Origin of the sequence: Pandoraea morbifera (assembly GCF_902459575.1) — a bacterium.
Lineage (GTDB): Bacteria > Pseudomonadota > Gammaproteobacteria > Burkholderiales > Burkholderiaceae > Pandoraea > Pandoraea morbifera.
Window position 1 is genome coordinate 398,224 of the sequence record NZ_CABPSD010000003.1, and the last position, 24,708, is coordinate 422,931.

A 24,708-nucleotide genomic window follows, 5' to 3' on the forward strand; every position below is an offset into this window, starting at 1 on the left:
CGGTACTCTGCTGGGTAAAAAATTGATGGGGGATTTTAACGCCAAAGCGTCGGCAAAGCGAGTTATCCACAGGAATGCCCACAGCACCGGCATCTCCGGGCGGCCTTGCCGCGTTAACTGGCCTGGTCTCGCGCGACTGCTGCGCATTTGCGGGGCAACGACGTCGTTTTGCCGCGAGCGCGTGAATATCTTCCCCGAACAGCATTTATCCACCGGCAGAAAAAGATGCTCGGTCACTTTCCTGCCATTATCCACAGCCTCGGGACGGCCGGATGGCGCGTCTGCGACAACCCAGGCACCGATAGTGCGCACGCGCATCTTCCGTGATGGCTAACCTATTGACACACAACGGAAAAGCCGATTAAATAGCGGGTTCGTTAGAAAGACAACCGGATTCCTATCCAACTCCCGACGGCTGGGCCGAGCGTGAAAGTCCTTGAATTTGCAGGTTTTCACGGTGCTCATGTGGCGTTTCACGATGCTGCTGCGCGGGAATTTTTTCACACAGTGAGTGCATCATGAAACGTACTTTTCAGCCTTCCGTGACGCGCCGCAAGCGCACCCATGGCTTCCTGGTTCGCATGAAGACCCGTGGCGGCCGCAAGGTCATCGCCGCTCGTCGCGCCAAGGGCCGTAAGCGCCTGGCCGTTTAATCGCGGATCTCGGTCGTACCGCGGTTTGCGCGTCAAATCCGCAAGGCGCGAAGTCCCGGCGCTGGGGTTTCCCAAAGCTGCGCGACTTCTCAAAACGGATGAGTTCTCATCCGTTTTTAGTTTGCGCCCCCTGCGTCGCAGCGCGCACTTCGTGTTGTACATGCGCCGGCGCGACAGCGCGCCGGACACCCCCGCCGATGCCACGCCTCAAGAGGGCCGCATCGGCATTGTCGTCGGCAAGAAGCATGCGCCCCGCGCGGTCACTCGCAACCTGATCAAGCGTCAGGCGCGCGAGATGTTCCGTCAGCGTCGCGCCGCTCTGGCGGGCTGGGATTTCGTGCTGCGATTGACCCGGCGTTTCGACAAGGGGACGTACACCGCAGCTGCGGCGCCAGTGTTGAACACACTGTGTCACGCGGAATTCACGCAGCTCTTCGAAGCTGCTGAAAAGGCCGCCCGCAGGCACCGCCCGACCGGCGACAAGACGGAAGGTAGTTAGTCCTCATACGGTAGCGCCCGACTCCCGGGCATGCGCCGCCACCCGGCCTCTCGGCCGGACTGACAGGCGGAATCGAGATGCGAAGCGTGCTGTTGTTGCTCCTGCGCGGTTACAAGCTGGCGATCAGTCCCTGGCTGGGGAACCGTTGCCGCTTTCATCCGAGCTGCTCCGACTACGCACGCGAGGCCATCATCGAGCATGGTGCCGGTTACGGCACTTATCTCGCGGCCCGGCGTCTATGCCGCTGTCATCCGTTTCACCCCGGTGGTTTCGATCCCGTACCGCCGGCACGACACGTCTGCAACGTTCCCGACTCTCCTGCCGAAGGCGCCGATACGGTCGCCGGAAGCGATGCGTCGCGGGCGAAGCGGACGGTCTCGACCGGGCCCGCGGCCGCTTCGGCAGTTACGCGCCGCGCGCCGGGCCATTCCTGAGTTTCGTCCACCACGAGTTACCGCATGGACATCAAACGCACCGTACTCTGGGTCATTTTCGCGCTGTCTGTCGTGATGCTTTTCGACAACTGGCAACGCGCCAATGGCCATTCGTCGCTGTTCTTCCCGACGCCCGAGGTTTCGACCCCGGCCGCCACAGGCACGAACAAGACGCCGGCCAACGACCTGCCGCAAGGCGCCAACGCCGGCGCCGCCGCGGGTAGCGCCCCGGGCAACGCGCCGGCCGCTGCCACCGCTCAAAAGGTGCGCATCACGACCGACGTCTACGAGGCCGACATCAGCACGCAGGGCGGCACGCTGTCGTTCCTCGCGCTCACCAAGTGGCCCGACGCCGAGGAAGCCGACAAGCACGTCGTGCTGTTCGACAACACGCCGAGCCAGCAGTACTTTGCGCGCACGGGCCTGATCGGCGGCGACTTCCCGAACCACAACGACATCTTCACGCAGGTGCCGGGTCCGACCACGATGACGGGCGACACCCTGACGGTGAAGTTCGAGTCGCCGGTCAAGGGCGGTCTGCAGCTGGTACGTGCATACACGTTCCACCGCGGCAGCTATGTGATCGACGTGTCGAACACGATCGTCAACAAGACCGATGCCGCCATCAAGCCCACGCTGTACATGGAGCTGGTGCGTGACGGCCGCGAGATCAGCGGCGCGAAGTTCTCGCACACGTTCACCGGTCCCGCGGTCTACAGCAGCGACGAGAAGTTCCAGAAGATCACGTTCAGCGACATCGACAAGGACAAGGCCAAGTACATCAAGCAGTCGAGCGACGGCTGGATCGGCATGGTGCAGCACTACTTTGCCACGGCCTGGATTCCGAAGGAGGGCGCCGAGCGCGACAACTACATCGGCAAGCTCGACAACGGCCTGTATCGTGTCGGTGTGAAGCAGCCGCTCGCGAGCATTCCTGCCGGTGGCACCGAAACGGTGGATGCCCGTCTGTTCGCCGGTCCGCAGGAAGAGCACATGCTCGAGCAGATCGCGCCGGGCCTGGAGCTCACCAAGGACTACGGTTACTTCACGATCCTTGCCAAGCCGCTGTTCTGGCTGCTCTCGAAGCTGCATGGGCTGCTGGGCAACTGGGGTTGGGCGATCATCGCGGTGACGGTGATCATCAAGCTGATCTTCTTCCCGCTCTCGGCCGCCAGCTACAAGTCGATGGCGCGCATGAAGGAAATCACGCCGCGCATGCAGGCGCTGCGCGAGCGCTACAAGAGCGATCCGCAGAAGATGAACGCGGCGCTCATGGAGCTGTACAAGACCGAGAAGGTCAATCCGTTCGGCGGCTGTATCCCGATCGTGATCCAGATTCCGGTGTTCATCGCGCTGTACTGGGTGCTGCTGTCGTCGGTGGAAATGCGCGGCGCGCCGTGGCTGGGCTGGATTCACGATCTGTCGACGCAGGATCCGTATTACATCCTGCCCGTGCTGATGGCCGTGTCGATGTTCATCCAGACCAGGCTGAACCCGACGCCGCCGGATCCGATGCAAGCCAAGATGATGATGTTCATGCCGCTGATCTTCTCGGTCATGTTCCTCTTCCTGCCCTCGGGTCTGGTGCTGTACTACGTGGTGAACAACACGTTGTCGATCGCGCAGCAATGGTCGATCAACCGAATGCTCGGCACCAAGAAGGAAAAGAAGGCGACCTCCTGACGCTTCGCGTCCGGACCGTCTGACGATGCCGCCCGCGAGTCTCTCGCGGGCGGTTTTGTTTGGTGCATGTCAAAATAAGCCTCTGCTTTTCCACGAATCCGTTCATGAGCGCCTCCGTCTCCGCCGTTCCTGTCGCCGCCATTGCCACCGCCCCCGGACGCGGAGGGATCGGCGTGGTGCGCGTGTCGTTCGGCAAGCATCGCGGCGACGCGGTGCAACGCGTGATCGCGCGCCTGGTCGGGCAGCCGCTCAAGCCGCGCCATGCGTCGTACCTGCCTTTTCTCGACGCCAACGGCGAGGCGCTCGATCGCGGCATCGCGTTGTACTTCCCGGGGCCGAATTCGTACACGGGCGAAGACGTGCTGGAGCTGCAGGGCCACGGCGGTCCCATCGTCCTGCAATTGCTGCTGCAGCGTTGCCTCGACGAGGGCGCCGAGCTTGGCGTGCGGCTGGCGGAGCCGGGCGAATTCACGCACCGCGCGTTTCTGAACGACAAGCTCGATCTGGCGCAGGCCGAAGCGGTGGCCGATCTGATCGAAGCGAGTACCGAGGCCGCGGCGCGCTCGGCAAGCCGCTCGCTCGACGGCGCGTTCTCGCGTGAGATTCATGCACTGGTGGATCAGGTGATTCATTTGCGCATGCTGGTGGAAGCGACGCTCGACTTTCCGGAAGAGGAGATCGATTTTCTGGAGGCGGCCGACGCGTTCGGTCAACTCGAACGAATTCGAGCGCAACTGGCGCAGGTGCTCTCACAGGCGCGCCAGGGGGCGTTGCTGCGCGAGGGCATCAACGTGGTGCTGGCGGGGCAGCCCAACGTCGGCAAGTCATCGTTGCTCAATGCGTTGGCCGGCGCGGAACTGGCCATCGTCACGCCGATCGCCGGCACCACGCGTGACAAGGTGCAGCAGACGATCCAGATCGACGGCATTCCGCTGCACATCATCGACACGGCCGGGCTGCGCGAGACCGAAGACGAGGTTGAACGCATCGGCATCGCGCGCAGCTGGAGTGAGATCGCGAAGGCGGACGCCGTGCTGCATCTGCTCGACACGCGTACCGGCATGACGCCGGACGACGAGACGATCGCGAAGCAGTTGCCGAAGCACGTGCCGATCGTGCGGGTCTACAACAAGACGGATCTCGCGGGGGAACCGGCGACGGTGCTGCCCAAGGAAGGCGCGGCGCCGCTCGGCGTGCGGCTGTCGGCCAAGGGCGGGCAGGGGATCGATCTGCTCCGCGCGGAGTTGTTGCGGATTGCCGGATGGCAGGCAGGCAACGAAGGCGTATTTCTGGCCCGCGAACGTCACCTGTCGGCTCTGCGCGCCGCGCGCGAACACATCGAGATGGCGGACGCGCACGCGCGTCGCAACGCGAATGCGCTCGATCTCTTCGCGGAGGAGCTGCGTCTTGCGCAGGAACAGCTCAGCACCATCACCGGCGAGTTCACTTCCGACGATCTGCTCGGCGTGATTTTCAGCCGGTTTTGTATCGGGAAATAACACCCGACACACGAAAAGCGTAATGCTTTGAAACACTTCCGACACGTGTCGTAATTGCCCGGGAAGGCCGTCGCGCCTAGACTCGGGAGCATGAACACCTGAGCGGTATCGCGTCGCGAGAGGTCGCAAGCCTCAAGTTCGCGACGCGCACCTGCGATGCGGAATCCACCGCGTTCGGCGTTCGTTCTTCGAGGTCCGTGTCGTGAAACGTCTTCCTGTTGTCCTCGGCCTGGTCGCCGTGGCCGCTGCCGCCGCGAGCAGCAGCGCCTTTGCCTGGCATGGCCGCGTGGGTGTCTGGGTCGGTCCCGGCTATTACCCCTATCCCTACAGCTATCCCTATTACCCGCCGCCGTCGTACTACGCGCCGCCGGTCGTCGTCGTGCCGAGTCAGCCGCAGCAGTACATCGAGCAGCCGCAACCCGGCGCACAAGGCAATCTCACCGGCGCCAATGGCGACACCTGGTACTACTGCGACAAGGCGGGCGCCTATTACCCGTATGTGAAAACGTGTCCGGCCGGATGGCGCGAAGTGCCCGCGCAACCGGCGTCGAACTGATCGGGAGACGCGCCATGTCCTTTGATTCTCTCGCTCGCGATGCGCGCGTGTCGCCATCGTCGGTACCCGCGCGCACGCGTCGCACCGAACACTCGACGCGAGTGTGGCGCCGCCTCGCGCCACTCGCCGTGACACTTGCCGCCGCCGCGCTCGCGGGCTGCGCCGTCGTGCCCACCGGTCCGAGCGTCATGGCGCTGCCGGGCACCAACAAGACCTTCGACCAGTTCCGGCGCGACGACTTCAATTGCCGCCAGTTCGCGTCCGGCCAGAATGGCGGCATGGATGCGGCAACCGCCGCCAACAACAGCGCGATCGGCAGCGCCGTGATCGGGACGGCCATCGGCGCCGCTGCCGGCGCCGCATTCGGTGGCGGCTCGGGGGCCGCCATCGGCGCCGGTGCCGGCCTGCTCACCGGCAGCGCCGTCGGCATGGGCAACGCGCAGTCGTCTGCATACCTGACGCAAAGCCGCTATGATCAGGCCTACGTCCAGTGCATGTACGCGAGCGGCAACCGCGTGCCCGTTCGCGGGGACATGATGCCTTCGCAGCCCGTGCAACGCTACGCGCCGCCACCGCCTCCACCTCCGGGATGGCGGCCGCCGCCCGGGTACTGATTCCACACATAAGGCGTGACGCCGACGCTGGCCCCGCGACGGGCCGGCGCCGGCGAATTCGCGTCGCCTCATCCGAGACACCCAATGGCCCGCCATTCACCCGTACTGCTCGCTTCGCCCGTTTCGTCCGCATCGCGCCAATCACGCACCTCCCGCACCTCGGTCGCGACACTCCCCGTGCAAACGTCGTCGCTGCGCAAGCCGTCATGGCGCATGCTTGCCGTCGCTCTCGCAGCGGTTGTCGCTTCGATCGCGTTCGCGCCGCGGGCCCACGCGCAGAGCAACGCGGCCCCGTCGAGCGCAGGCACGGCCAACGGCGCCGCAGCGGGCGTCGCGCCGGCCCAGGCGATCAACCCGGGTGCCGACATCTCGCGCGCCGTCTCGCGCGACATGACCGACACGGCGATCCAGAACAACTGGAACAGCATCATGCACCCGCCGGTGCAGGCCAAGCCCGAAGACAAGCCGGCCGAATCGCCCCGTCGCGGTCGTCGCGGCATTACGCCCGGCATCTCCACGAACTGATCGCGCCGAGCGCGCGGCTGGCATTCGTCCGGACGCGCGTCTACTATGAGAATCATCAGCAGGTTCCGATCCCTGGTGTTCTCATGCGACTCTTCCTCGCCCTGTGGCCTGGGCCGGGCGTACGCGCGCAGCTTCACGAATGGGCCGTGTCGGCGCACGCCGAATGCGGCGGACGCGTGCTGCGCGCCCAAACCCTGCACCTCACGCTGGCCTTTCTCGACGAAGTGGATCCGGCCCGTCTGCCGGTGCTTCTGGCGCTCATGCAGCGCACGCCGCTCACCCCATTCACGCTTACCCTCGATCATCTCAGCTTCTGGTCCGATCGAAAGATCGTGTGGGCCGGGGCGGCAGCGGTGCCGGACAGCCTCCTCGCGACACGCGATGCGCTGCTCTCGCAATGGGGCGCCACCGGGGCTCGCGTGCTCACGCAAGCGTTCCGCCCGCACGTGACACTGCTGCGCCATGCCCGGCGCGCGCCGTCCGACCCGCATCCGCGTCCGCTCCTCTGGCACTGCGACGGCTACGCGCTCGTTCATTCCGTGCGCACGCCGCGCGGGCCGCACTACCGTGTCCTCGCCGAGCATCACGGCGCGACGCCGGAAGACCTTTTGGCCGCGCCGGACGAGAAATCGTCAATGGCTGCAACGCAATACGGTATAGTCGGATGACGAAGCGCCGGCCAACCGCCAACGCTTCGGTTTTTCGTCATTCGCAGGAGGTTCAAGTGCAAGTCGGATCGATCGTCAAATCCAATCACATCGCAGTACCGCAAGGCGCCATGGGAATCGTGACCCGTGTGTTGGGCGATATGGCGATGGTGCGCTGGTACTCCGGACAGCCCGGGGCATCGAAAGAGCTCAACACCGAACCGTTTTTCATCGTCGACCTGATCGAAACGGGCGATGTCATGCCTGTGGGAGGCAGTCCCATCCTGCATTGAACCGCGTGCCGCGCCGTCAGGCGCCCGCATATCGAAACGCCGACCCGTCGAGAGACTGGCCGGCGTTTTTCTTTTCCGATATCCGCCGCTTTCGCGACGGCGTCAGACGGGCCCCGCGCGCTGGCGCATGAGTGCGTCGAGACGCGCCGCCATCCGCTCACGCCGCCTACGAGACGTGCGATAGAGCAACACCGCCATGGCCAGCAACACGACGCAGGCTATGGCAAACACCCCGTACGGCAACGTGTCGCCGTGCAGTCGCATGCTGACCTGCGCGCGCGTCTGTGTCGTGCAGATGATCGTACCCGCGCGCATGCCGGTGTAGTGCATGCCACAAACGGCGACCGCCATCACCAGCGCCGCCAACGCGCGTTGCAGGCTCGTCTCCAGGTGAAACGCCAGCCAAAGCGCCACACTGGCCGCCACGATCGCGATGAGCACCGACAGCACCACGAGCGTCGTGTCCCATTCGAAATACGCCTGCGTGCGCACGGCGCTCATGCCGAGATAGTGCATGCCGGCAACGCCGAGCCCGCCGGCAACGCCGGCGATCACACACCGGATGGCGTTGCGATAGGGCGCCCTGGCGACATACCAGAGCGCCGCCCCCGAGACCAATACCGCGAGCGCCAGACTGCCGAGCGTCGGCCAAATGGAATACGACACGGGGAACGGCATGCGTTGCGCGGCCATGCCGATGAAGTGCATGCCCCAAATGCCGATGCCCCCCAGCGCGAGCGCAGATACGGTCAGGTAACCGAGACTGATGCCGCCGTCGTCATCGCGAATGCGCGATGCCGCCACCAAGGCGACATACGCCCCCAACGCCGATATCACGAACGAAAGCAGAACGAGGAACTCACTGTATTGAAGAGGAACGACGCTTCCTGGCTGCATGGGCTTGTCCTGTGATTTTGCTACCGTCGAAAGGCCCCGCGGGGCGACGACGAGCGATCTATTATTTGCGCCTGCACGACTACGCCCAGGGGGACAACGACGTGGCATCGAGCACGTCGGGCGTCAGGGCGATTCAATCTCGACGGCCCGTCGGCGTCAAGGGGCAAAACCGATTGCGATTCGCCAGACGCAGTCGATTCGCCGCACCAACCCCGCGCCCGTCGAGCGCGTCCTCGCGCAAGGGCCCGGTCCACGCACGATTGCCGCAGCACGCGGCGCCAATAGCGAACCGTCGAGCGTCGCTACCGTCATTTAGAGCCAAGGTTCCAAACCTACGTCGCACATGGGTGCCGAACTGCGGCACCATCCGGATTGGATGCTGATCGGGCCCGGCGAGGTCAGGCCGTCATTTCAGGGAGACGTTTCACATGACCGACGCGGTCACTGTCAATTCCACCGCCACCCCCGCGCCGAAGGGGGCGCCGCTGACCGGCGCGCGCCTGGCGCTGCTCACGGTCGGCCTCGCGCTGGGGACATTCATGGAAGTGCTCGACACGTCCATCGCCAATGTGGCGGTGCCGACCATTGCGGGCAGCGTGGGAGTCTCGAACAGTCAGGGCACGTGGGTGATCAGCTCCTACGCCGTGGCTGCCGCCATTGCGGTGCCGCTCACGGGCTGGATGGCCCGGCGTGTGGGGGAGACGAAGCTGTTCGTGATGTCGGTCGCGGCCTTTACCGTCGCATCGATGCTGTGCGGTCTGGCGCCGAACATGGAGACGCTCGTCCTCTTCCGCCTGCTCCAGGGTCTCGTGTCCGGCCCGATGGTACCGCTCTCCCAAACCATCCTGCTGCGCAGCTTTCCGGAGAAGAAGCGCGGCCTTGCGCTCGGTTTGTGGGCAATGACGGTGATCGTCGCACCGATCTTCGGCCCCGTGGTCGGCGGATGGATCACCGACAACTACACATGGCCGTGGATCTTCTACATCAATGTGCCCGTGGGCATCTTCTCGGCGATATCGTGTTTCATACTGCTGCGCGGGCACGAAACCAGGACGCAGACGCTGCCAATCGACCTGATCGGCCTCGCGCTGCTCGCCATCGGCGTGGGCTCGCTGCAGATGATGCTCGACCTCGGCAAGGATCGCGACTGGTTCAATAGCAGCCTGATCGTCACGCTCGCGCTCACGGCGGCGATCTGCCTGTCGTTTCTGGTCATCTGGGAGCTCACGTCCGACAAGCCCATCGTCGACCTCACGTTGTTCAGGGATCGCAACTTCGCGCTGGGCGTAGTGGTGATTTCCTTCGGGTTCATGACGTTCTTCGCCTCGGTGGTCATCTTCCCCCTGTGGCTGCAAACGGTGATGGACTACACGGCAGGCAAGGCGGGTCTGGCCACCGCGCCTGTCGGCCTGCTTGCGCTCGTGCTGTCCCCGATCATCGGTCAGAACATGGAGCGACTCAATCTTCGCGCGGTCGCCTCGTTCGCTTTCTTCGTGTTCGCAGGTGTGTCGTTCTGGAATTCGCATTTCGCGCTGAATCTGTCGTTCGCGAAAGTGATCGAGCCGCGGCTGGTGCAGGGCATTGGCATCGCCTGCTTCTTCGTGCCGGTCACGACCATCACGCTATCGAGCATTTCCGACGACCGGCTCGCCGCGGCCTCGGGCCTGTCGAACTTCTTCCGCACGCTCTCGGGCGCCATCGGCACCGCGGTGAGCACGACGATGTGGGAAGACCGGGCCATTTTCCATCACGCGCGTCTGGCCGAGAACATCACACCGTACTCGAGCGCGACAACGAGCTACCTCGACCAATTGCGCCAGGGACTCGGCCTTGGGAATGGTTCCGACTTCGGCATGCTCAACGACCTGGTCACCCGCCAGTCCTTCAGGCTGGCCACGAATGACATCTTCCACCTGTCCGGCTACGTGTTTCTCGTCATGGCGGCGCTGGTCTGGCTGACCCGGCCGAAGCGCGGCGCCAAGGCCGCCGTGGGGCACTGACCCGGCGCCGGCGGGACCGGGCGCCAGCGATCGTTCCAGAAAAGCAACAATACTTTTTGGATTGCCGGCTTCTGGCTGTCACTCCCGGACGCTACCATGGCGTATTGCGCCGGATTGCGCTCACTCTTCTTGCAACAGGTGTCGGCATGCTGTTCGATCTGATCGCCCGCTACGGACTCTGGCTCGTCTTTCTGAACATCTTCGGGCAGGCGCTCGGTCTGCCGCTGCCGGCCTATCCCACGCTCATCGTCACGGCGTCGACATCGCTCTTCCCGGCGATGCTGATCGTCGCGCTCGCCATCTTCGCGGCGCTGCTGGGCGACACCCTCTGGTTTCTGGCCGGGCGGCGTTATGGTCATCACATCCTGCGTCTGATGTGCCGCCTGTCGATTTCGCCGGACACCTGCGTGAGCCGTACGGAAGGGGCAATGGGCCGCCACGGGGTGCGCGTGCTGATGTTCGCGCGCTTCGTGCCGGGCCTCTCGGCCCTGTCGGTGCCGATGGCCGGCGCGCTCGGCGTGTCCTGGCGCACGTTCTTGCTGTACGACGCCATCGGCGCGCTGCTGTGGTCGGGCGTCGCCGTGGCGCTCGGCGTGGTCTTCGCGTCGCACATCGTGGCGGTGCTCGACGCCTTCGACACGCTCGGTCGCGGCGTGCTGTGGCTCGTGGTGCTTGTCTTCGTGCTGTACCTGCTCAACCGCTGGCTCAACCGCTACCGGCTGCTGCGCTCGCTGCGCATGGCGCGCATTGGCGTTGCCACGCTGGAATCCTGGATGAAGGACGAGGTCACGCCGGTGGTGATCGACGTGCGTTCCGCCGCGCGCCGCGCCATCGATCCGTTCACGATTCCCGGGGCGCTCGCCATCGAGCCCGACGAGATCGGCGAAAAACTGCGCGATATTCCGCGTGATCGCCGGATCGTGGTGTTTTGCGCCTGTCCGAACGAGGTGACGGCCGCGCGCCTGGCACAGCAACTGCGTCAGCAGGGCTTCGCCGAGGTCCGGCCGCTGCTCGGTGGCCTCGACGCATGGCGCGAGGCAGGCTACACCGTGGAGAAGATCGACGGGCTGGAAATGCTGGTTCCCGCGCATTGATACATTGTCGGTTGCGCAATGCATTGCGCGCAACTCAATGACGCGCGCTTGTCCGAAAGACAGCGCGCGTTTTGCGTTTCAGGCGTCGGTCAGCGCGTCACGCAGTTGCAGCAGCAACGTGCGCAACACCTTTTGCTGGGCATCGGATTGACCGGTGGCCGCCTGCACCTGCGCAGGTACCTGACGCGCCTCGCGACGCAAATTCACGCCGCGCGGCGTGAGGTCGATGAATACCTGACGCTCGTCCGCTTCACCGCGACGACGCGTCAGGAGCCCCATGGTTTCCAGCCTTTTCAGCAGCGGAGTGAGCGTTCCGGAGTCGAGTCCCAGGCGTGCACCCAACTGATTGACGGCGATGTCGTCCTGCTCCCAGAGCACGACCATCGCGAGATACTGCGAGTAGGTCAGACCCAGCCTGTCGAGCATCGGCTTGTGCGCCTTTGTCATCGCAAGCGACGCCGAGTACAACGCGAACCCCAACTGCTCTTCCAGACGCACGGGGGATTTCTGTGCGGCTTTTTTGCTAACGGTCATTCCGGTACGACGTCTCAATTCCTTTTCGATTGCGCGCCATTCTATTTCACCGCGTGGAATGTGACCAGGTACGAGCCGGCAGCGGCCGGCCGCCGAGAAGCCGCATACAACGTGTTCCTGGCGGCGCTCGCAGCCCTCACTGCCCCGGGCGGGCCCGCAGGTGGGAAGACACCTGCTTCCCATTCGGTGCGTGACGAGGTCGATCGTCAAAATCACCTCGTGCCACGCAGGGGCCCGTCGGGACCGTGTTGCTGTGACCGCCGGTTGTCGAACCGGATTCGATACGCCCGACGCTCGGAAAAAGGGCCGCCCGGCGTTCTGTCCGCCCGCCAATCCCCCCGTTGATGGTCACGAAAAAAAGCTTTATCTGAGGATGTCTCAGTTTCAAGCGGTTCGGTTTCAAGCGGAGTTCGCGCCGGATCCGGGAGGTGAGGCTGGAGCGGGGTGCGCGTTCGGGCTCCCGTGCGTCGGAAGCGTGAGGCAATACGAAGCCACCTCCGGAGCTGTCATGACGCCGATGTGATCGCGGAATCGCGGAGGCGGAATTCCGGGCCCGTCTCCAGATCCGGAAGTCGGTCGTATGCCGCCGCCGCCCGAAATTTACTGCGAAAAATGCGTTAACTGAGCATCCCTCAGTTTTTAGCATGAATTGTGCGGCCGCCGGTCGGCGTTGACAGGGCGTGCTTTCAAAAATGGCCGTCGGTCGATACCATGAGACCCAATTCCGATCAAGACCGTCTCTTATCCGTGTCAGCAGTATCCGCCTGGGCCAAGTCGCCCGTCGTTGTGTGGGTGCGGCGTCAGTTCGCACCGAACACCTTGCAAATCACGTTGCTGCTTGCCGGCATCGTCGGTCTGCTGGGGGCGTTGGCAACCGTGGCCTTTCGCGAGGCGCTCTCGGGGATGCAGTTCCTGCTCGCCGGGCATCGCAGCGGCATGGTCGAGCTGGCGCAGAACCTGAACTGGTGGCAGCGGTTGCTGCTGCCGACCGTCGGCGGGCTGGTAGCGGGGCTGATCCTCCAGTACGCCACGCTGTGGGTGCCGAAAAAAGGCGCCGACGACTACATGGAGGCGATCGCCATCGGCACCGGCGTGCTGAGCCTGCGCCAGACGCTGGTCAAGAGTCTGTCGTCGCTGTGCTCGGTGGCGTCGGGCGCCTCGATCGGCCGGGAAGGGCCGATGGTGCAGCTCGCCGCGATGTTTGCCTCGCTCGTCGGGCGCATCCTCGCATTTCCCCCCGAAAGGCTGCGCCTGCTCGTCGCCTGCGGCGCGACCGCGGGGATCACGTCGGCGTACAACGCACCGATTGCCGGAGCGCTGTTCATTTCGGAAATCGTGTACGGCTCGATCTCGACCGCAACGCTCGGGCCGCTGGTCGTCGCGTCGGTCATCGCGAACATCGTGATTCGCCAGTTCCTTGGCTACGAGGCGGTGTACCAGATGCCGCGCTTCGATTTCGTCTCCGGCTGGGAAGTCTTCTTCTACGTGGGCCTCGGCGTGCTCGCCGGGATACTGGCGCCATTGTTCCTCCGATTGCTCGATACCGCCAAGCAGCGTTTCAGTGCGATGCCGGTGCCGCTGTTCCTGAGGCTCGCGCTGGGCGGACTTGTGGTCGGTGTGCTCTCGCTGCAGGTCCCGCAAGTGTGGGGCAATGGCTACAGCGTGGTGAACTCGATCCTGCATACGCATTGGGCCTGGCAGGCGCTCGCGATGGTGCTGGTGTTCAAGGTGCTCGCCACGGCGTCGTCCGCCGGCTCGGGCGCCGTGGGCGGCGTATTCACGCCGACGCTGTTCGTCGGCGCGGCGCTGGGCAGCCTGTACGGCATTGCCATGAACGCGCTCGCCCCGTCCACCGCATCGGTGGCGAGCAGTTACGCCGTGGTCGGCATGGGGGCGTTTCTCGCGGCGACGACGTACGCGCCGCTGATGTCGATTCTGATGATCTTCGAGATGACGCTGAGTTATCAGGTCGTCTTGCCTCTGATGCTGGCCTGCGTGACGGCGTACCTGACCGCGCATACGCTGCGATCGGACTCGGTCTACGCCAAGTCGCTGCGTCGCAATCAGGTCGCGGGCCGCTGGCTTTCGATGACGGGGGAGGGCAGCGAAATGCGTCTGTCGTCGCTCGCGGTCGACAACGATTCAGTGGTGAGCGCCACCGAACCGGCGGACGCCATTGGCGAGCGCTTTATCGCCACCGGCTACCGCAACCTCGTCGTGCGTACGGAAGACGGGGGTCTCGCCGGCATGCTCGACGCCGCAAGCTGGTGGCGGCGACAGGCCACCGGCGAACCGGCGCAGTGGACCGACGTCATCACGCCTTGCAAGGCACTCGACGGCGAGATGGCGCTCGTGAGCGCGTTGCGCTCCGTGGGCAAGATGCACGCCGACTGGGTGCCGGTCGCCGACGCGCAAGGCAAATGGCTCGGCGTGGTGTCGCTGCCCGGGCTGATCGAGATCGTGACCGAAGAGCGGGGGGCCGAGTGAGCCGGCGCCCGGTCGCCGGCCCGATCCAGCCGGCCGAGCCGGCGACCGCCGACGACGGCACGCCATACTCCACGGCATTCGACGACGTCTACCATAGCAGCGACGGCGCACTCGGTCAGGCGCAGCACGTTTTCCTTGGCGGCAACGATCTCCCGGAACGCTGGCGGGGCCGCGAGCAGTTCGTGATCGTGGAAACGGGCTTCGGCCTGGGTCTGAATTTCCTCGCCACCTGGGCCGCGTGGCGCGACGACCCGCAACGCCCCGCCAGACTGCATTTCGTCTCGGTGGAGAAGTCTCCGTTCCGGGCCAAGGATCTGCGACGCATGCTGGAGCCCATGCTGGTGCTGCCCGGCATGACGGCCCTCGCGCCCCTGATGCAGCGGCTGTGCGACGTCTGGCCGTCGCCCGTGGCAGGTTGGCACCGGCTCGAACTTGCTCCGGGTGTGATCCTGAGCGTGGGCTTCGGCGATTTCTTCGACCTCATGCCGCTGTTGCGCGCCGGGGCCGATGCGTTCTATCTCGACGGCTTTGCCCCGTCGAAGAACCCGGACATGTGGTCGGCGGAGGTCTTCAAGACACTCGGGCGCCTGGCGCGCGACGGTGCGACGATTGCCACCTATACCGCCGCGGGACAAGTCCGGCGCGACCTGATCGCCGCGGGTTTCGACGTGGCGCGACGCCCCGGCTACGGTCGCAAGCGCGATATGCTCGCGGGCCGTTACGCGCCTCCTTATCGCATGCGTCGCTACGATCCGCCGGCGCCGCCACCACCACGCGCGCGCGAGGCCATCGTCGTCGGCGCCGGCATGGCGGGGGCCGCCATGGCGCGGCGTCTGGTGGCGCGCGGCTGGCGAGTGCGGCTTTTCGAGCGCGCGCAGGCGCCAGGCACGGCCGCCTCGGGCAATCCCGCCGGCGTATTCCATCCCCAGCTCTCAGCCGACGACAACGTGCTGTCTCGCCTGACGCGTGCCGGCTTTCTTTACGCACTCTCTCAATGGCGCACGCTCCCGGGGGGACTGCCGGGGCGCGCTGACGGCCTGCTCCAGGTCGCCACGAGCGAGGCCGAGGCCAAGGCCATGGCCCAACTCGTCACCGCGCATGGCTATCCCGACACGTATGCGAAGTGGGTCGACGCGCAACACGCATCGGCGCTGGCGGGCGAGACGCTTGCCTATGGCGGTGTGTGGTATCCCGAGGGCGGCTCGCTGGCGCCGGCGATGCTCTGCCGAGGCGAATTGGTCGCGGCAGGCCCTTTGCTCGACGCCCGCTACGGTGTGAGCGTCGAACGACTCGAGAGGGTGGACCGCGGTGCAGACCATGAATCCGTTGACGGGCGCGAGGGCGACGTCTGCCGGTGGGCCGCACTAGACGGCGCCGGCCGCGTGCTGGCAGAGGCCGACGTTGCCATCGTGACCGCCGCCGACGTCTCGCAAACATTGCTCTCGCCCTATCTTCCGCCCGAATTCGTGCCTGTCAAACGCGTACGGGGGCAGTTGACGTTCCTTCCTCCGGACACGCTTGTCGGGCTGCGCATCCCCGTGTGTGGCGACGGCTACGTCGCGCCGCCTCCGCTCGGTGGCGCCGGTCCCGTCACCGGGGCGACGTACGGCTTCGACGACCCCGCCGAGGAAGTCCGTGTCGGCGACCACCAGGCCAACCTGCGACGGCTCGCGGCATTGTTGCCCGGCCATGCCGAAGCTTTCGGAGACGCCGGCCTCGCCAGCGAACGGGCCGCCGCCGAGCTGGGCGGTCGCACGGCTTTCCGGGCGTTGGTGCCCGACCGGCTGCCCATGGCGGGCCAGATGCCTGATCTCGCGGCCATCGAGCCGCAACGAAAACGTCTGGCGGGCGGACATCTGCGTGATATCCCGCGCCTGGAGGGGCTCTACGCGAGTTTTGCGTTCGGCTCTCGCGGGCTGGTCTTCGCCTCGCTTTGCGCCGAGCTGGTGGCCAGCCAGATCGAAGGCGAGCCGTGGCCGATCGGCAGCGATCTGGCCGATGCGGTCGATCCGGCGCGCTATCTCATGCAGTCGCTTCGGAAAGCCTGAAGCGCCCCGCGCCCCCGGCCCGCGCGCAGTGCCCCGGCTGTCTGAAACGGACGAAATGGGCGGGGCGTTCTCAAAAAAATCGAATCTGACCCTTAAGGGGTTAACGCCCCGCTCCCTGCGGGGGCGACGCGCCGTCGGCGCTCGCCCCCGTACGCTGTCACGCGTTTTCATGCGTGCCTTGCGTCGCATCATGTGCCCCGTCTGGTGCCGCTTCGCGGCTCGTTCGGCGACTCGGAGTACGTCTCGTTTGCTTGTGTGTCAGACAAAGGGACGACGTCCGTTGGCCTGCCCACGACGCGCGTGACGCTTGCCGGTCGAGCGACCGTTTGAAAGCGTTCCAAACCGAGTGTGGCAAAATGGGCCCAACCCTTCGGGTTCGTCGCGCATTTGTCCTTTATCTGCAACCCCGCGCGCGACTTTCTTTCCTTTTCACCACTTGATGCGCCGTCAAGCGGCGCAAAGCGAGCATTAATGACGTCGGAACTGTCCCTTTTCCCGGGCTGGCCGCCGGCGCCCGATCCCGTTTTCTTCGCCGGGCTGGCATTGGTATTTGCCGGCCTTGCGGGGGAAATCTGTTTCCGGAGACTGCGCCTGCCGCGCATCACCGGTTACGCCGTGGTCGGGCTGGTCGGTGGCACCCTGGGTCTTTCATCGATGCTGGATGCGCAGACAAGCGCTGCCATACGGCTACTGATCGACCTGGCGCTCGGCCTGCTGTTGTTCGAGCTGGGCAGTCGCCTGAATCTGAAATGGATGCGGGCCAATCCCTGGATCATCGTCACAAGTGCGCTGGAGGCTTTGCTCACGTTCATCGCGGTCTATGCGGTGCTGCGTGTCTTCAGTGTCTCTGCCCTGACGGCGGTGCTGATCGCGTCCATCAGCATGGCAACCTCGCCGGCTGTGGTCATCCAGCTGAAGAACGAACTACGCGCAGAAGGCCAGGTCACCGAGCGCCTGCTGGCCCTGGCGGCGCTCAATAGCGTGTATGCCGTGGTGGCGGTCAAGCTGGTCTACGGCTGGATGCACCAGGCGTACCACTCCAGCTTCTGGGTCGTGCTTTTCCACCCGCTTTACCTGCTCGTCGGCTCGATCGTGCTGGCGTTCGTGCTTGCCAAGGCCTGCAATCTGGTCTTCCGCAAGTTCGGCAGCCAGGATCATCACGCCTTCGTGATGCTCATCGGTCTGATCATGCTGATGGTCGCGCTGGTGCACATGCTCAAGCTGCCGAACTCGCTCACGCTGCTGCTCGCCGGGATCATCTTCCGCAATCTCGACGAGCGCCCGCAGCTCTGGCCCGCCTACTTCGGTACGGCCGGCTGGCTGCTCGCCGTGGTGCTTTTCGTGCTTACGTCGCTGGCGTTCCAGTGGGAGTACCTCGTGCTCGGCGGGCTCGCGGCACTGGCGATCATCGTCGTGCGTGGCCTGGCCAAGGTGGTCGGCACGGTGGCCGTGGCCCATCAGGCGGGTATCAGCTACAGGCAGGCCGTCGCGCTCGGGATGTCGCTGTGCCCGATGGCCAGTCTCGCGTTCGTACTCGTGGCCGACACGTACGACATCTACCCGCAGTTCGATCCGATGCTCAAGGCCGTGGTGATGTGCGCCATCGCGCTGCTGCAACTGGCCGGACCGCTGGTGGTCTATTGGGCATTGGCCCTTGTCGGCGAACGGAAGGATTAAGCCATGTCATTAGAAGAATTCATTCCCTCGAAGCCTTGCACGTTCGGTGTGGAGCTCGAGATGCAACTGGTCAATCGTCACGATTATGATCTGACCAAAGCGGCCGCCGACCTGATGCGCCTCGTTGCCAAGGAGACTCACCCCGGCGAGATCAAGCCCGAGATGACCGAGAGCATGATCGAGTTGTCGACGGATATCTGCCATCACCACAGCGACGCCGTCACGCAACTGCGCAGGGTGCGCGACGTGCTGGTCGGCGCCGCCGAGCAGCTCAACGTCGGGCTGTGCGGTGGGGGAACCCACGCGTTCCAGCGGTGGAGCGAGCGCACGATTTACGACTCGCCGCGTTTTCACTTTCTCTCCGAACTGTATGGCTACCTGGCCAAGCAGTTCACGGTCTTCGGTCAGCACGTGCACATCGGCTGTCCAGACCCGGACAGTGCGCTCTACCTGCTGCATGCCATGTCCCGTTACATCCCCCATTTCATCGCGCTGTCGGCCTCGTCGCCGTATGTGCAGGGGGTGGACACCGGGTTCCATTCGGCCCGCCTGAACTCCGTTTTCGCATTCCCGCTGTCGGGTCGTGCGCCGTTCGTGCTCAAGTGGGAAGACTTCGAGACGTATTTCGACAAGATGGTGAAGACCGGCGTCGTCGAGAGCATGAAAGACTTCTATTGGGACATCCGTCCCAAACCGGGCTTTGGGACGATCGAGGTCCGGGTGATGGATACCCCCCTCTCGGTCGACCGCGCGGCCGCCATCGCCTGTTATATCCAGTCCCTGGCCCGTTATCTGCTCGAGGAGCGTCCGTTCGTGCTCAGCGAGGACGATTACCTCGTCTACACGTTCAACCGCTTCGAGGCCTGTCGTTTCGGTCTGGAAGGCGCTTACGTGAATCCGCAAAGCGGTGAACGCACCACGTTGGGGCAACACATCGCGCAAACACTGGAGACGATCAAGCCCCACGCAGCAGCACTCGAGGCCGAAGCGGCGTGCGATGAGATCGCGCAGTTGGTGTCTGCTGGCAAGAACGACGCGGTGTGGTTGCGCGAAGTGCACGCCGACGCGAAGTCGCTCAACGAAATGGTGCGTCAGCAATGCCTGCGATGGGCTGCATGATCTGAAGCGTCCGCAAACCGAGTGGGGCACGCCCGGTTTGTGGTCGGCAGTGGCGGCGGTTATGCCGTCGGTGTGAGGAAACCCCGCCTTGGCGGGGTTTTTTATTGTCCGGGTACTGCCGGACCTGCCGTTTGCGCGGCACCCGGCAGGAAGTGCTCTCATTTTGTGCCGCCTACGGGCTGTGTGGCCCTGGACAGGCTCGATTCACGCATCGCGAGCGCTGCGTTTTCCACTGTTCAGGCAGCACCGGTTTTCCGGATTTCGCGTCGCTCGTAGCAAGGTTTTAAGGTTTTAATAGGTTTACTGTATGTATACATAGTAGTAGTTAACAAAGGCGACCCACTCCTGTGGATAACCACAGTTAACGCTGTGTAAACAGGACGTTGGCGTAATGAGAACTGGATGGACAAACAGCGGGTATCCCGGGAACAACTCGGAACAGTTTTTGACCCCTGTGGAAAGATTCGGAAGTTATCCCGAACCCGTGCACATCTAGTCCGACAACTTATCCAGAAAGTTATCCACAGGTGCCTGTTTTTTGTGCAATGGGGTGCTGAAAACACGGTTTTGTGGATAATTTTGATGTTTTTGCGTGACCCGGCAGGTTCGCGGATACAATCTCGCCACTCCGATTTCAGACTTGCCGTGCGTGGTGTAACAAATGATTGATGCTGGTTTTGCTGGTGGTAACGAGCGAAATCGCCGGTACTGTCAAATTTCTCTTGTTGCGTGTCCCGAAGTGTTTTCGGCGGACGCGCGGATCCGACTTTTTTGCTGATTGCGGCCTTCGGTCACTGACGACTGTCGGTTGCGTTTCAAATCATTTGCGTTCTGTCCGAATCGCAGGACGGTCGGTGCGCGCGCGCAAAAGTGGGTGACGCGTGCACCGTCGTCTCGAGAATCGAGGGAAATCTCAGCGCGGCGCGGGCGCGAATGCGAGGTGGAGGAAAGGATCGCTAAGGGCTGCGAGCCATGCCTGGCGAGGCTTTGCGCGAAAGCGGGATTTTGTTGAGGGATACGAGGCGGTTCTGCGCGGCGTCGTGCGTCGCATCTGCTTGGCGGCCCATGTGTTTGCATGGGATGCGAAATGTTTTCGAGCATGCGACGCAGTTCGACGTCAGTGCGCAGGACACCAATATTTTGTAAACATCCTGAGTAGGATTTGGGAGATCAGTACAAGAACTGATACGCCAAAATTCAACTCAGAACACACAATGGAATCGTGGTGGGGCGGCAGTTTCAACAGCGACTTGCCGTCGCGTATCGACACGGAAGTGGTCGTTTAGGGTTTCCCCCGGGCGGGGCGCCGAAATATCAGGAAAGTAGTTGATGAGACGTGTGATGCACCGCCCGTGAGTTTGTTTGACAAGCTGTTTTACCGACGTATAGTTTTTAGAAATCCTAACGAAAATCATGGCTACTCCGACCCCACTAGATGAAGCGCTCTCCAAGCGAGTGACAGCAGGTTTGTTGCGTATGGGGACTGCGTTACGGAGCCACGCCTGGGAGGGCGCGGCATTAGCTGGATTGACGCCGACACAGGGCGAGATCCTCACGCTCTTGCTCATGCGCGGCGTGCCGATGCGTTTGGGCGAGATTGCGGAGGACGCCGCGCTCACGTCGGCCACGGTCAGCGAGGCCGTGAGCACCCTGGAGAACAAGGGACTTGTCGAGAAACGACGCGACGCCAATGACGGGCGCGCGCTGGCGCTGCGCCTGACCGCGCGTGGCAAGACGGCGGCCAAGAAGGCGTCGCAATGGCCGAACTTCCTGACGAGCGCGTCGGACGCGCTTGGCGAGAAGGAGGGCGCCCAGCTCTACCGGTCGCTCGTGAAGATGATCTTCCTGATGCAGGAGCGCGGCGACATGCCGCCGCAGCGCATGTGCCTGACCTGCAGCCACTTCGAGGTCTCGCCGCGCGGCAAGGCGCAATACCACTGCGATCACTTCAACGTAACGTACGACGATTCCCGACTGCCGCTCGATTGCAACGCGCACGAAGGGGCCGACATCGTCACGCAGCGCAAGGTCTGGAAGCTGTACAGCAAAACCTGAGCCGCGCCCATCCTGGTGCACGCAGGGCGCCAACGAGGGGAGAGAACGTCATCCGCAACCGGGTGACGTTTTTTTTCGTCGCGACTTGTCACGCACATGAACGTCGCGTGCCTGTACACTGCGCTTTTTTGCATCCACGAAACCTCGTCGCATACAGATGGCAGCCAAGCGCAGAATCGAAGTCAGGAAATCGGGCGTCCACGGGAAGGGGGTGTACGCGGTCAAGCGGCTCAAGAAAGGCGATCGCGTGATCGAGTACAAGGGCGAGATCATTTCGTGGCGCGAAGCCTTGCGCCGACATCCGCATGATCCGGCGCATCCGACGCACACCTTCTATTTCAGCCTGGAAGATGGCCGTTGCATCGACGGCAAGGTGGACGGCAACAACGCCCGCTGGATCAATCACGCCTGCTCGCCGAATTGCGAGGCGCGGGAAGAGGGAGAGCATGTCTACATCTACGCCACGCGCGACATCGAGCCGGGCGAAGAACTGTTCTACGACTACGGTTTGGTCATTGACGCGCGGTACACGGCAAAGCTCAAACGCGAATATGCCTGTCATTGCGGCAGCAAGGACTGCCGCGGAACGTTGCTCGCGCCGAAGCGCTGAGCCTGTGACTTCGCCCGGCTGCGCTCAACTCGAGGCGCGGTCGCCGGCGAACTGGTCGATTTCGCGTGCGAGATCGATGTCGCGCTGGGTCAGGCCGTCGGCGTCGTGCGTCGAGAGCGTAATGTCCACGCGGTTGTAGACGTTGAACCACTCGGGATGATGATTCATCTTCTCGGCGCTCAACGCGACCTGAACCATGAAGCCGAAGGCTTCCCTGAAGTCGTGAAACGTGAAACTGCGCTGGATGGCGTCGCGGCCGACCACCTGGTGCCACTCGGGCAGCACTTCGGCCAGGCTCGCGCGTGCCTCGGAAGAGAGTCGTGTTGTCATGGCATTCCTTTCAAAGATCGGCGGGGGTGCCGATTCATGCGATCTATTGTTTCACAGGCGGATGTGGCGCGTGTGTAAGCGCCTTCCGATAGTGTGAAACCGTGATCGCGCCGGGGGCGGCGGAAAATTCGGCCCGGACGACCCGGGCCGTGCCATCATGCCGGCAACGGGATTGGCATGTCGTCGACGCGGCGCTCGCCGGCTTCGAAAGCCGAGGTTTGGGCAAATGCCTCGAACATCGCGGGCAGGTCGGCGCGCATGGCGTCGAACAACTGAGCGAAGTCGTCGATCACGAAGTACGTCTGCTGGAACGTGTCGATACGGTATTGAGTGCGCAGCACCCGTTCGAGCGAGAACCCGATGCGGTTCGGCTCGCGCGAGGTCAGCGAGAATTCCGTCTCTGTGCGGCTCGAGACGATGCCCGCGCCGTAGATGCGCAAGCCGTCGCCGTCACGCATGAGACCGAATTCGACCGTGTACCAGTACAGGCGTGCCAACAGCGGGAGCGCCCCCAGCGATTGCGCCACTTTGCCGGCGCTGCCGTAGGCCTGCATGAAATCGGCAAATACCGGATTGGCGAGCAGCGGCACGTGGCCGAACACGTCGTGAAAGCAGTCGGGTTCCTGAAGGTAATCGAGCTGGTCGGGACGGCGCATCCACCAGGTCGCCGGAAAGCGCCGGTTGGCGAGATGGTCGAAGAAGACGTCGTCCGGTACCAGGCCGGGTACGGCCACCACTCGCCAGCCGGTGGCGGACATCAGTTTTTCATTCAGACGTTCGAACTCCGGCACGCGGCGCGCGTCCATGTCCAGAGCGCGAATACCATCCATGAAGGCTTCGCAGACGCGGCCCGGCAGCAGGGCTGTCTGACGTGCATAAAGCTGCTGCCACACCGCGTGATCAACCGCGCCGTATTGTTCGACGGGTTGATCGATGGTGAAGTCGGGCCGGGTCGTGAGACCGGCGGCGAATTGCTCTTCGAGCATGGCAGTAAGGGACATGATGCGAACGACTCAATCAGGCGGTGACAATGATTGAAAGTGTAGTGCGCATGACATGCGAAATGGGCGCATAATGCGCCTGTGGTGAAAGGCGTTTGCATAAATTTCGCATAAAAACATGATTTATTGCGGAGATTCGTCATGCTTGATCTGGATAGCTTCGATTTGGCCCTTCTGGACGCGCTGCAGAAGGAGGGGCGTGCCACCCATCACCAGTTGGCGGAGCACGTGGCGCTCTCCGCGTCGCAGATCGGCCGCCGCCTGCAACGGCTCGAAGCCGCGGGCGTGATCGAGGGGTATCGCGTGGTGTTGCGACCCGAGGCATTGGGTCTGTCGGTGACGGCATTTACCACGTTGCGATTGCAGCATCATGGCGATCAGGTGATCGAACGATTTCAGGCGGAGATCGATCTGCTGCCCGAAGTGCTCGAGTGCCACGCCGTGGTTGGTGAGGCCGATTACCTGCTGCGGATCGTCGTTCCGGACCTGAATGCCCTTTCGGCGTTCGTGATGAAGCGCCTGATGCAGGTCCCGGGCGTGGAGAATGTGCGTTCGAACATCGTGCTGAGCGCATTCAAGCGCAGCAACGCGCTGCCGCTGCACTATCTGGCGAACCGACAGTCGCAGCGCTGAAGGGGGGCGGCGTCTTGCCGCCTCGCACGATTCGCCCAATCGCCGTCTGTCCGATTCCCTGCCGGGTCGCTGGAGGGGGGGCGTGATGGCTCCGGCCCACGGGCTGGAGACGCGGCACCGTCCGGAGCGAGGCGGTGAGGATCTGCACAAGCTTCTCGTAGCGTCTGCGGACCCGAGCCTCGATCACGCAACGAGACGTTCCGACGTCAGTCGGCGGGCATGAGCCACGGCTTCACGTAGCGGCCATAGACCAGAGACTGGATCAGGGCGACGGTCGAGCCGACCAACACCTCGATCACGCGCAGCATGGCGAGGCTGAGCTCTTCATGCAGTCCTTGTCCCTGACCGCTCAGGGCAGCCGACATCAGAATCACGACCGTGGCCGGCCCGAGGCGCCAGTTCGCGGGATAGTTCTGCACCAGCATCGCCGCGAGCGTGGCGATGGTGATCCCAACGAGCATTGCCGGCAAACCCGGCCCCATGATGAGCAACACCGCACAAGCCACGACCGCACCGGTGATCGTGTTGATCGAGCGCGCCTTGAAGTTGCTGCGCGCCTGCAGGGGATCGGGCTCGGTCACGATGATGAGCGAGATCATGGCCCAGTACGGCTCGGGGAAGCCGGCGGCACGAAGGCCAAACCACACGATCAGCGATCCGCTCAGGATCTTGACCAGATAGACCAGCGCGTTTTTCTTGGGATGGAGAAAGGCGATGGACATGAAGGCGCACAGGCAGATACAGGAAGACGTCAGTGTGACATAGCCCCATTTCGCACGCAGACAATTCCGAGCGTCCCGTGCCTGGAATCTCAAATGTC

At 63.7% G+C, this 24,708-nt stretch carries 24 protein-coding genes; 19 read left to right on the top strand and 5 right to left on the bottom strand.

Features of this window, described 5'->3' with window-relative positions; all coding sequences use genetic code 11:
• Positions 1-518 precede the first annotated feature (518 nt).
• The 10 genes from rpmH (at position 519) to PMO31116_RS07935 (ending at position 7,403) form a co-directional block, all read left to right on the top strand.
• Positions 519-653 carry a 50S ribosomal protein L34 gene (rpmH, locus tag PMO31116_RS07890; RefSeq protein WP_010806664.1) on the top strand — a complete coding sequence of 45 codons (135 nt, stop codon included), beginning with the start codon at positions 519-521 and terminating at the stop codon, positions 651-653.
• 61 nt (positions 654-714) lie between these two features.
• Entirely contained in the window at positions 715-1,152 is a 438-nt protein-coding gene (gene rnpA / locus PMO31116_RS07895; protein WP_246185195.1) for a ribonuclease P protein component, read from the top strand.
• A gap of 77 nt (positions 1,153-1,229) precedes the next feature.
• Positions 1,230-1,586: a membrane protein insertion efficiency factor YidD gene (gene yidD, locus PMO31116_RS07900; protein WP_023872673.1), complete on the top strand. Its 357-nt coding sequence runs from the start codon at positions 1,230-1,232 to the stop codon at positions 1,584-1,586.
• 24 nt (positions 1,587-1,610) lie between these two features.
• Positions 1,611-3,269, top strand: coding sequence for a membrane protein insertase YidC (gene yidC / locus PMO31116_RS07905; protein WP_150566224.1), 1,659 nt, complete (start codon positions 1,611-1,613; stop codon positions 3,267-3,269).
• 104 nt (positions 3,270-3,373) lie between these two features.
• Positions 3,374-4,768, top strand: a complete 1,395-nt coding sequence (gene mnmE, locus PMO31116_RS07910) for a tRNA uridine-5-carboxymethylaminomethyl(34) synthesis GTPase MnmE (protein ID WP_150566225.1) — start codon at positions 3,374-3,376, stop codon at positions 4,766-4,768.
• A gap of 202 nt (positions 4,769-4,970) precedes the next feature.
• Positions 4,971-5,324 (top strand): hypothetical protein, encoded by a 354-nt coding sequence (locus tag PMO31116_RS07915; protein ID WP_150566226.1) that lies wholly within the window; start codon positions 4,971-4,973, stop codon positions 5,322-5,324.
• A gap of 14 nt (positions 5,325-5,338) precedes the next feature.
• Positions 5,339-5,938: a YMGG-like glycine zipper-containing protein gene (locus PMO31116_RS07920; RefSeq protein ID WP_246185189.1), complete on the top strand. Its 600-nt coding sequence runs from the start codon at positions 5,339-5,341 to the stop codon at positions 5,936-5,938.
• Positions 5,939-6,022: 84 nt separating this feature from the next.
• Positions 6,023-6,463: a hypothetical protein gene (locus PMO31116_RS07925; RefSeq protein WP_150566227.1), complete on the top strand. Its 441-nt coding sequence runs from the start codon at positions 6,023-6,025 to the stop codon at positions 6,461-6,463.
• An 83-nt stretch (positions 6,464-6,546) separates the two neighbouring features.
• A complete protein-coding gene (gene thpR / locus PMO31116_RS07930) occupies positions 6,547-7,131 on the top strand; it encodes an RNA 2',3'-cyclic phosphodiesterase (protein WP_150566228.1) in 585 nt (194 codons plus the stop codon).
• Positions 7,132-7,187: 56 nt separating this feature from the next.
• Positions 7,188-7,403 carry a hypothetical protein gene (locus tag PMO31116_RS07935; protein WP_023872669.1) on the top strand — a complete coding sequence of 72 codons (216 nt, stop codon included), beginning with the start codon at positions 7,188-7,190 and terminating at the stop codon, positions 7,401-7,403.
• 102 nt (positions 7,404-7,505) lie between these two features.
• Here PMO31116_RS07935 and PMO31116_RS07940 read toward each other — a convergent pair whose 3' ends face one another.
• Positions 7,506-8,300, bottom strand: coding sequence for an MHYT domain-containing protein (locus PMO31116_RS07940; protein ID WP_150566229.1), 795 nt, complete (start codon positions 8,298-8,300; stop codon positions 7,506-7,508).
• Between the two features lie 428 nt (positions 8,301-8,728).
• Here PMO31116_RS07940 and PMO31116_RS07945 point away from each other — a divergent pair, with 428 nt between their 5' ends.
• Positions 8,729-10,300 carry a DHA2 family efflux MFS transporter permease subunit gene (locus tag PMO31116_RS07945; RefSeq protein WP_150566230.1) on the top strand — a complete coding sequence of 524 codons (1,572 nt, stop codon included), beginning with the start codon at positions 8,729-8,731 and terminating at the stop codon, positions 10,298-10,300.
• Positions 10,301-10,446: 146 nt separating this feature from the next.
• Entirely contained in the window at positions 10,447-11,394 is a 948-nt protein-coding gene (locus tag PMO31116_RS07950; protein ID WP_150566231.1) for a DedA family protein/thiosulfate sulfurtransferase GlpE, read from the top strand.
• 78 nt (positions 11,395-11,472) lie between these two features.
• Here the strand turns inward: PMO31116_RS07950 and PMO31116_RS07955 are convergent, their stop codons facing one another.
• The gene (locus PMO31116_RS07955; RefSeq protein WP_150566232.1) at positions 11,473-11,928 is read right to left on the bottom strand and encodes a MarR family winged helix-turn-helix transcriptional regulator; all 456 of its coding nucleotides are present in this window, start codon (positions 11,926-11,928) and stop codon (positions 11,473-11,475) included.
• A gap of 711 nt (positions 11,929-12,639) precedes the next feature.
• Between PMO31116_RS07955 and PMO31116_RS07960 the strand changes: the two genes are divergently transcribed.
• From PMO31116_RS07960 to PMO31116_RS07985, 6 genes are all read left to right on the top strand, one after another.
• Complete coding sequence (locus PMO31116_RS07960; protein ID WP_425494769.1) at positions 12,640-14,415, top strand: ClcB-like voltage-gated chloride channel protein; 1,776 nt, start codon at positions 12,640-12,642, stop codon at positions 14,413-14,415.
• Entirely contained in the window at positions 14,412-16,463 is a 2,052-nt protein-coding gene (gene mnmC / locus PMO31116_RS07965; protein ID WP_246185190.1) for a bifunctional tRNA (5-methylaminomethyl-2-thiouridine)(34)-methyltransferase MnmC2/FAD-dependent 5-carboxymethylaminomethyl-2-thiouridine(34) oxidoreductase MnmC1, read from the top strand. Before PMO31116_RS07960 ends, mnmC begins: the two co-directional genes overlap by 4 nt.
• 471 nt (positions 16,464-16,934) lie before the next feature.
• Positions 16,935-18,140, top strand: coding sequence for a cation:proton antiporter (locus PMO31116_RS07970; RefSeq protein WP_150566234.1), 1,206 nt, complete (start codon positions 16,935-16,937; stop codon positions 18,138-18,140).
• Between the two features lie 3 nt (positions 18,141-18,143).
• Positions 18,144-19,259: a YbdK family carboxylate-amine ligase gene (locus tag PMO31116_RS07975; RefSeq protein WP_150566235.1), complete on the top strand. Its 1,116-nt coding sequence runs from the start codon at positions 18,144-18,146 to the stop codon at positions 19,257-19,259.
• Between the two features lie 1,413 nt (positions 19,260-20,672).
• Positions 20,673-21,314, top strand: a complete 642-nt coding sequence (locus PMO31116_RS07980) for a MarR family winged helix-turn-helix transcriptional regulator (RefSeq protein WP_174970974.1) — start codon at positions 20,673-20,675, stop codon at positions 21,312-21,314.
• A gap of 157 nt (positions 21,315-21,471) precedes the next feature.
• A complete protein-coding gene (locus PMO31116_RS07985; RefSeq protein ID WP_023872663.1) occupies positions 21,472-21,924 on the top strand; it encodes an SET domain-containing protein in 453 nt (150 codons plus the stop codon).
• 24 nt (positions 21,925-21,948) lie between these two features.
• Here PMO31116_RS07985 and PMO31116_RS07990 read toward each other — a convergent pair whose 3' ends face one another.
• Both PMO31116_RS07990 and phhA read right to left on the bottom strand, forming a co-directional pair.
• Positions 21,949-22,254: a 4a-hydroxytetrahydrobiopterin dehydratase gene (locus PMO31116_RS07990; protein WP_023598290.1), complete on the bottom strand. Its 306-nt coding sequence runs from the start codon at positions 22,252-22,254 to the stop codon at positions 21,949-21,951.
• A 155-nt stretch (positions 22,255-22,409) separates the two neighbouring features.
• On the bottom strand, positions 22,410-23,255 hold the full coding sequence (gene phhA / locus PMO31116_RS07995; RefSeq protein ID WP_150566237.1) for a phenylalanine 4-monooxygenase: 846 nt from the start codon (positions 23,253-23,255) through the stop codon (positions 22,410-22,412).
• A 141-nt stretch (positions 23,256-23,396) separates the two neighbouring features.
• On the opposite strand from phhA, the gene PMO31116_RS08000 reads away from it, so the two are divergent.
• Positions 23,397-23,888, top strand: coding sequence for an Lrp/AsnC family transcriptional regulator (locus PMO31116_RS08000; protein WP_150566238.1), 492 nt, complete (start codon positions 23,397-23,399; stop codon positions 23,886-23,888).
• 206 nt (positions 23,889-24,094) lie between these two features.
• Here the strand turns inward: PMO31116_RS08000 and PMO31116_RS08005 are convergent, their stop codons facing one another.
• Entirely contained in the window at positions 24,095-24,610 is a 516-nt protein-coding gene (locus tag PMO31116_RS08005; RefSeq protein ID WP_150566239.1) for an FUSC family protein, read from the bottom strand.
• Positions 24,611-24,708: the final 98 nt, after the last annotated feature.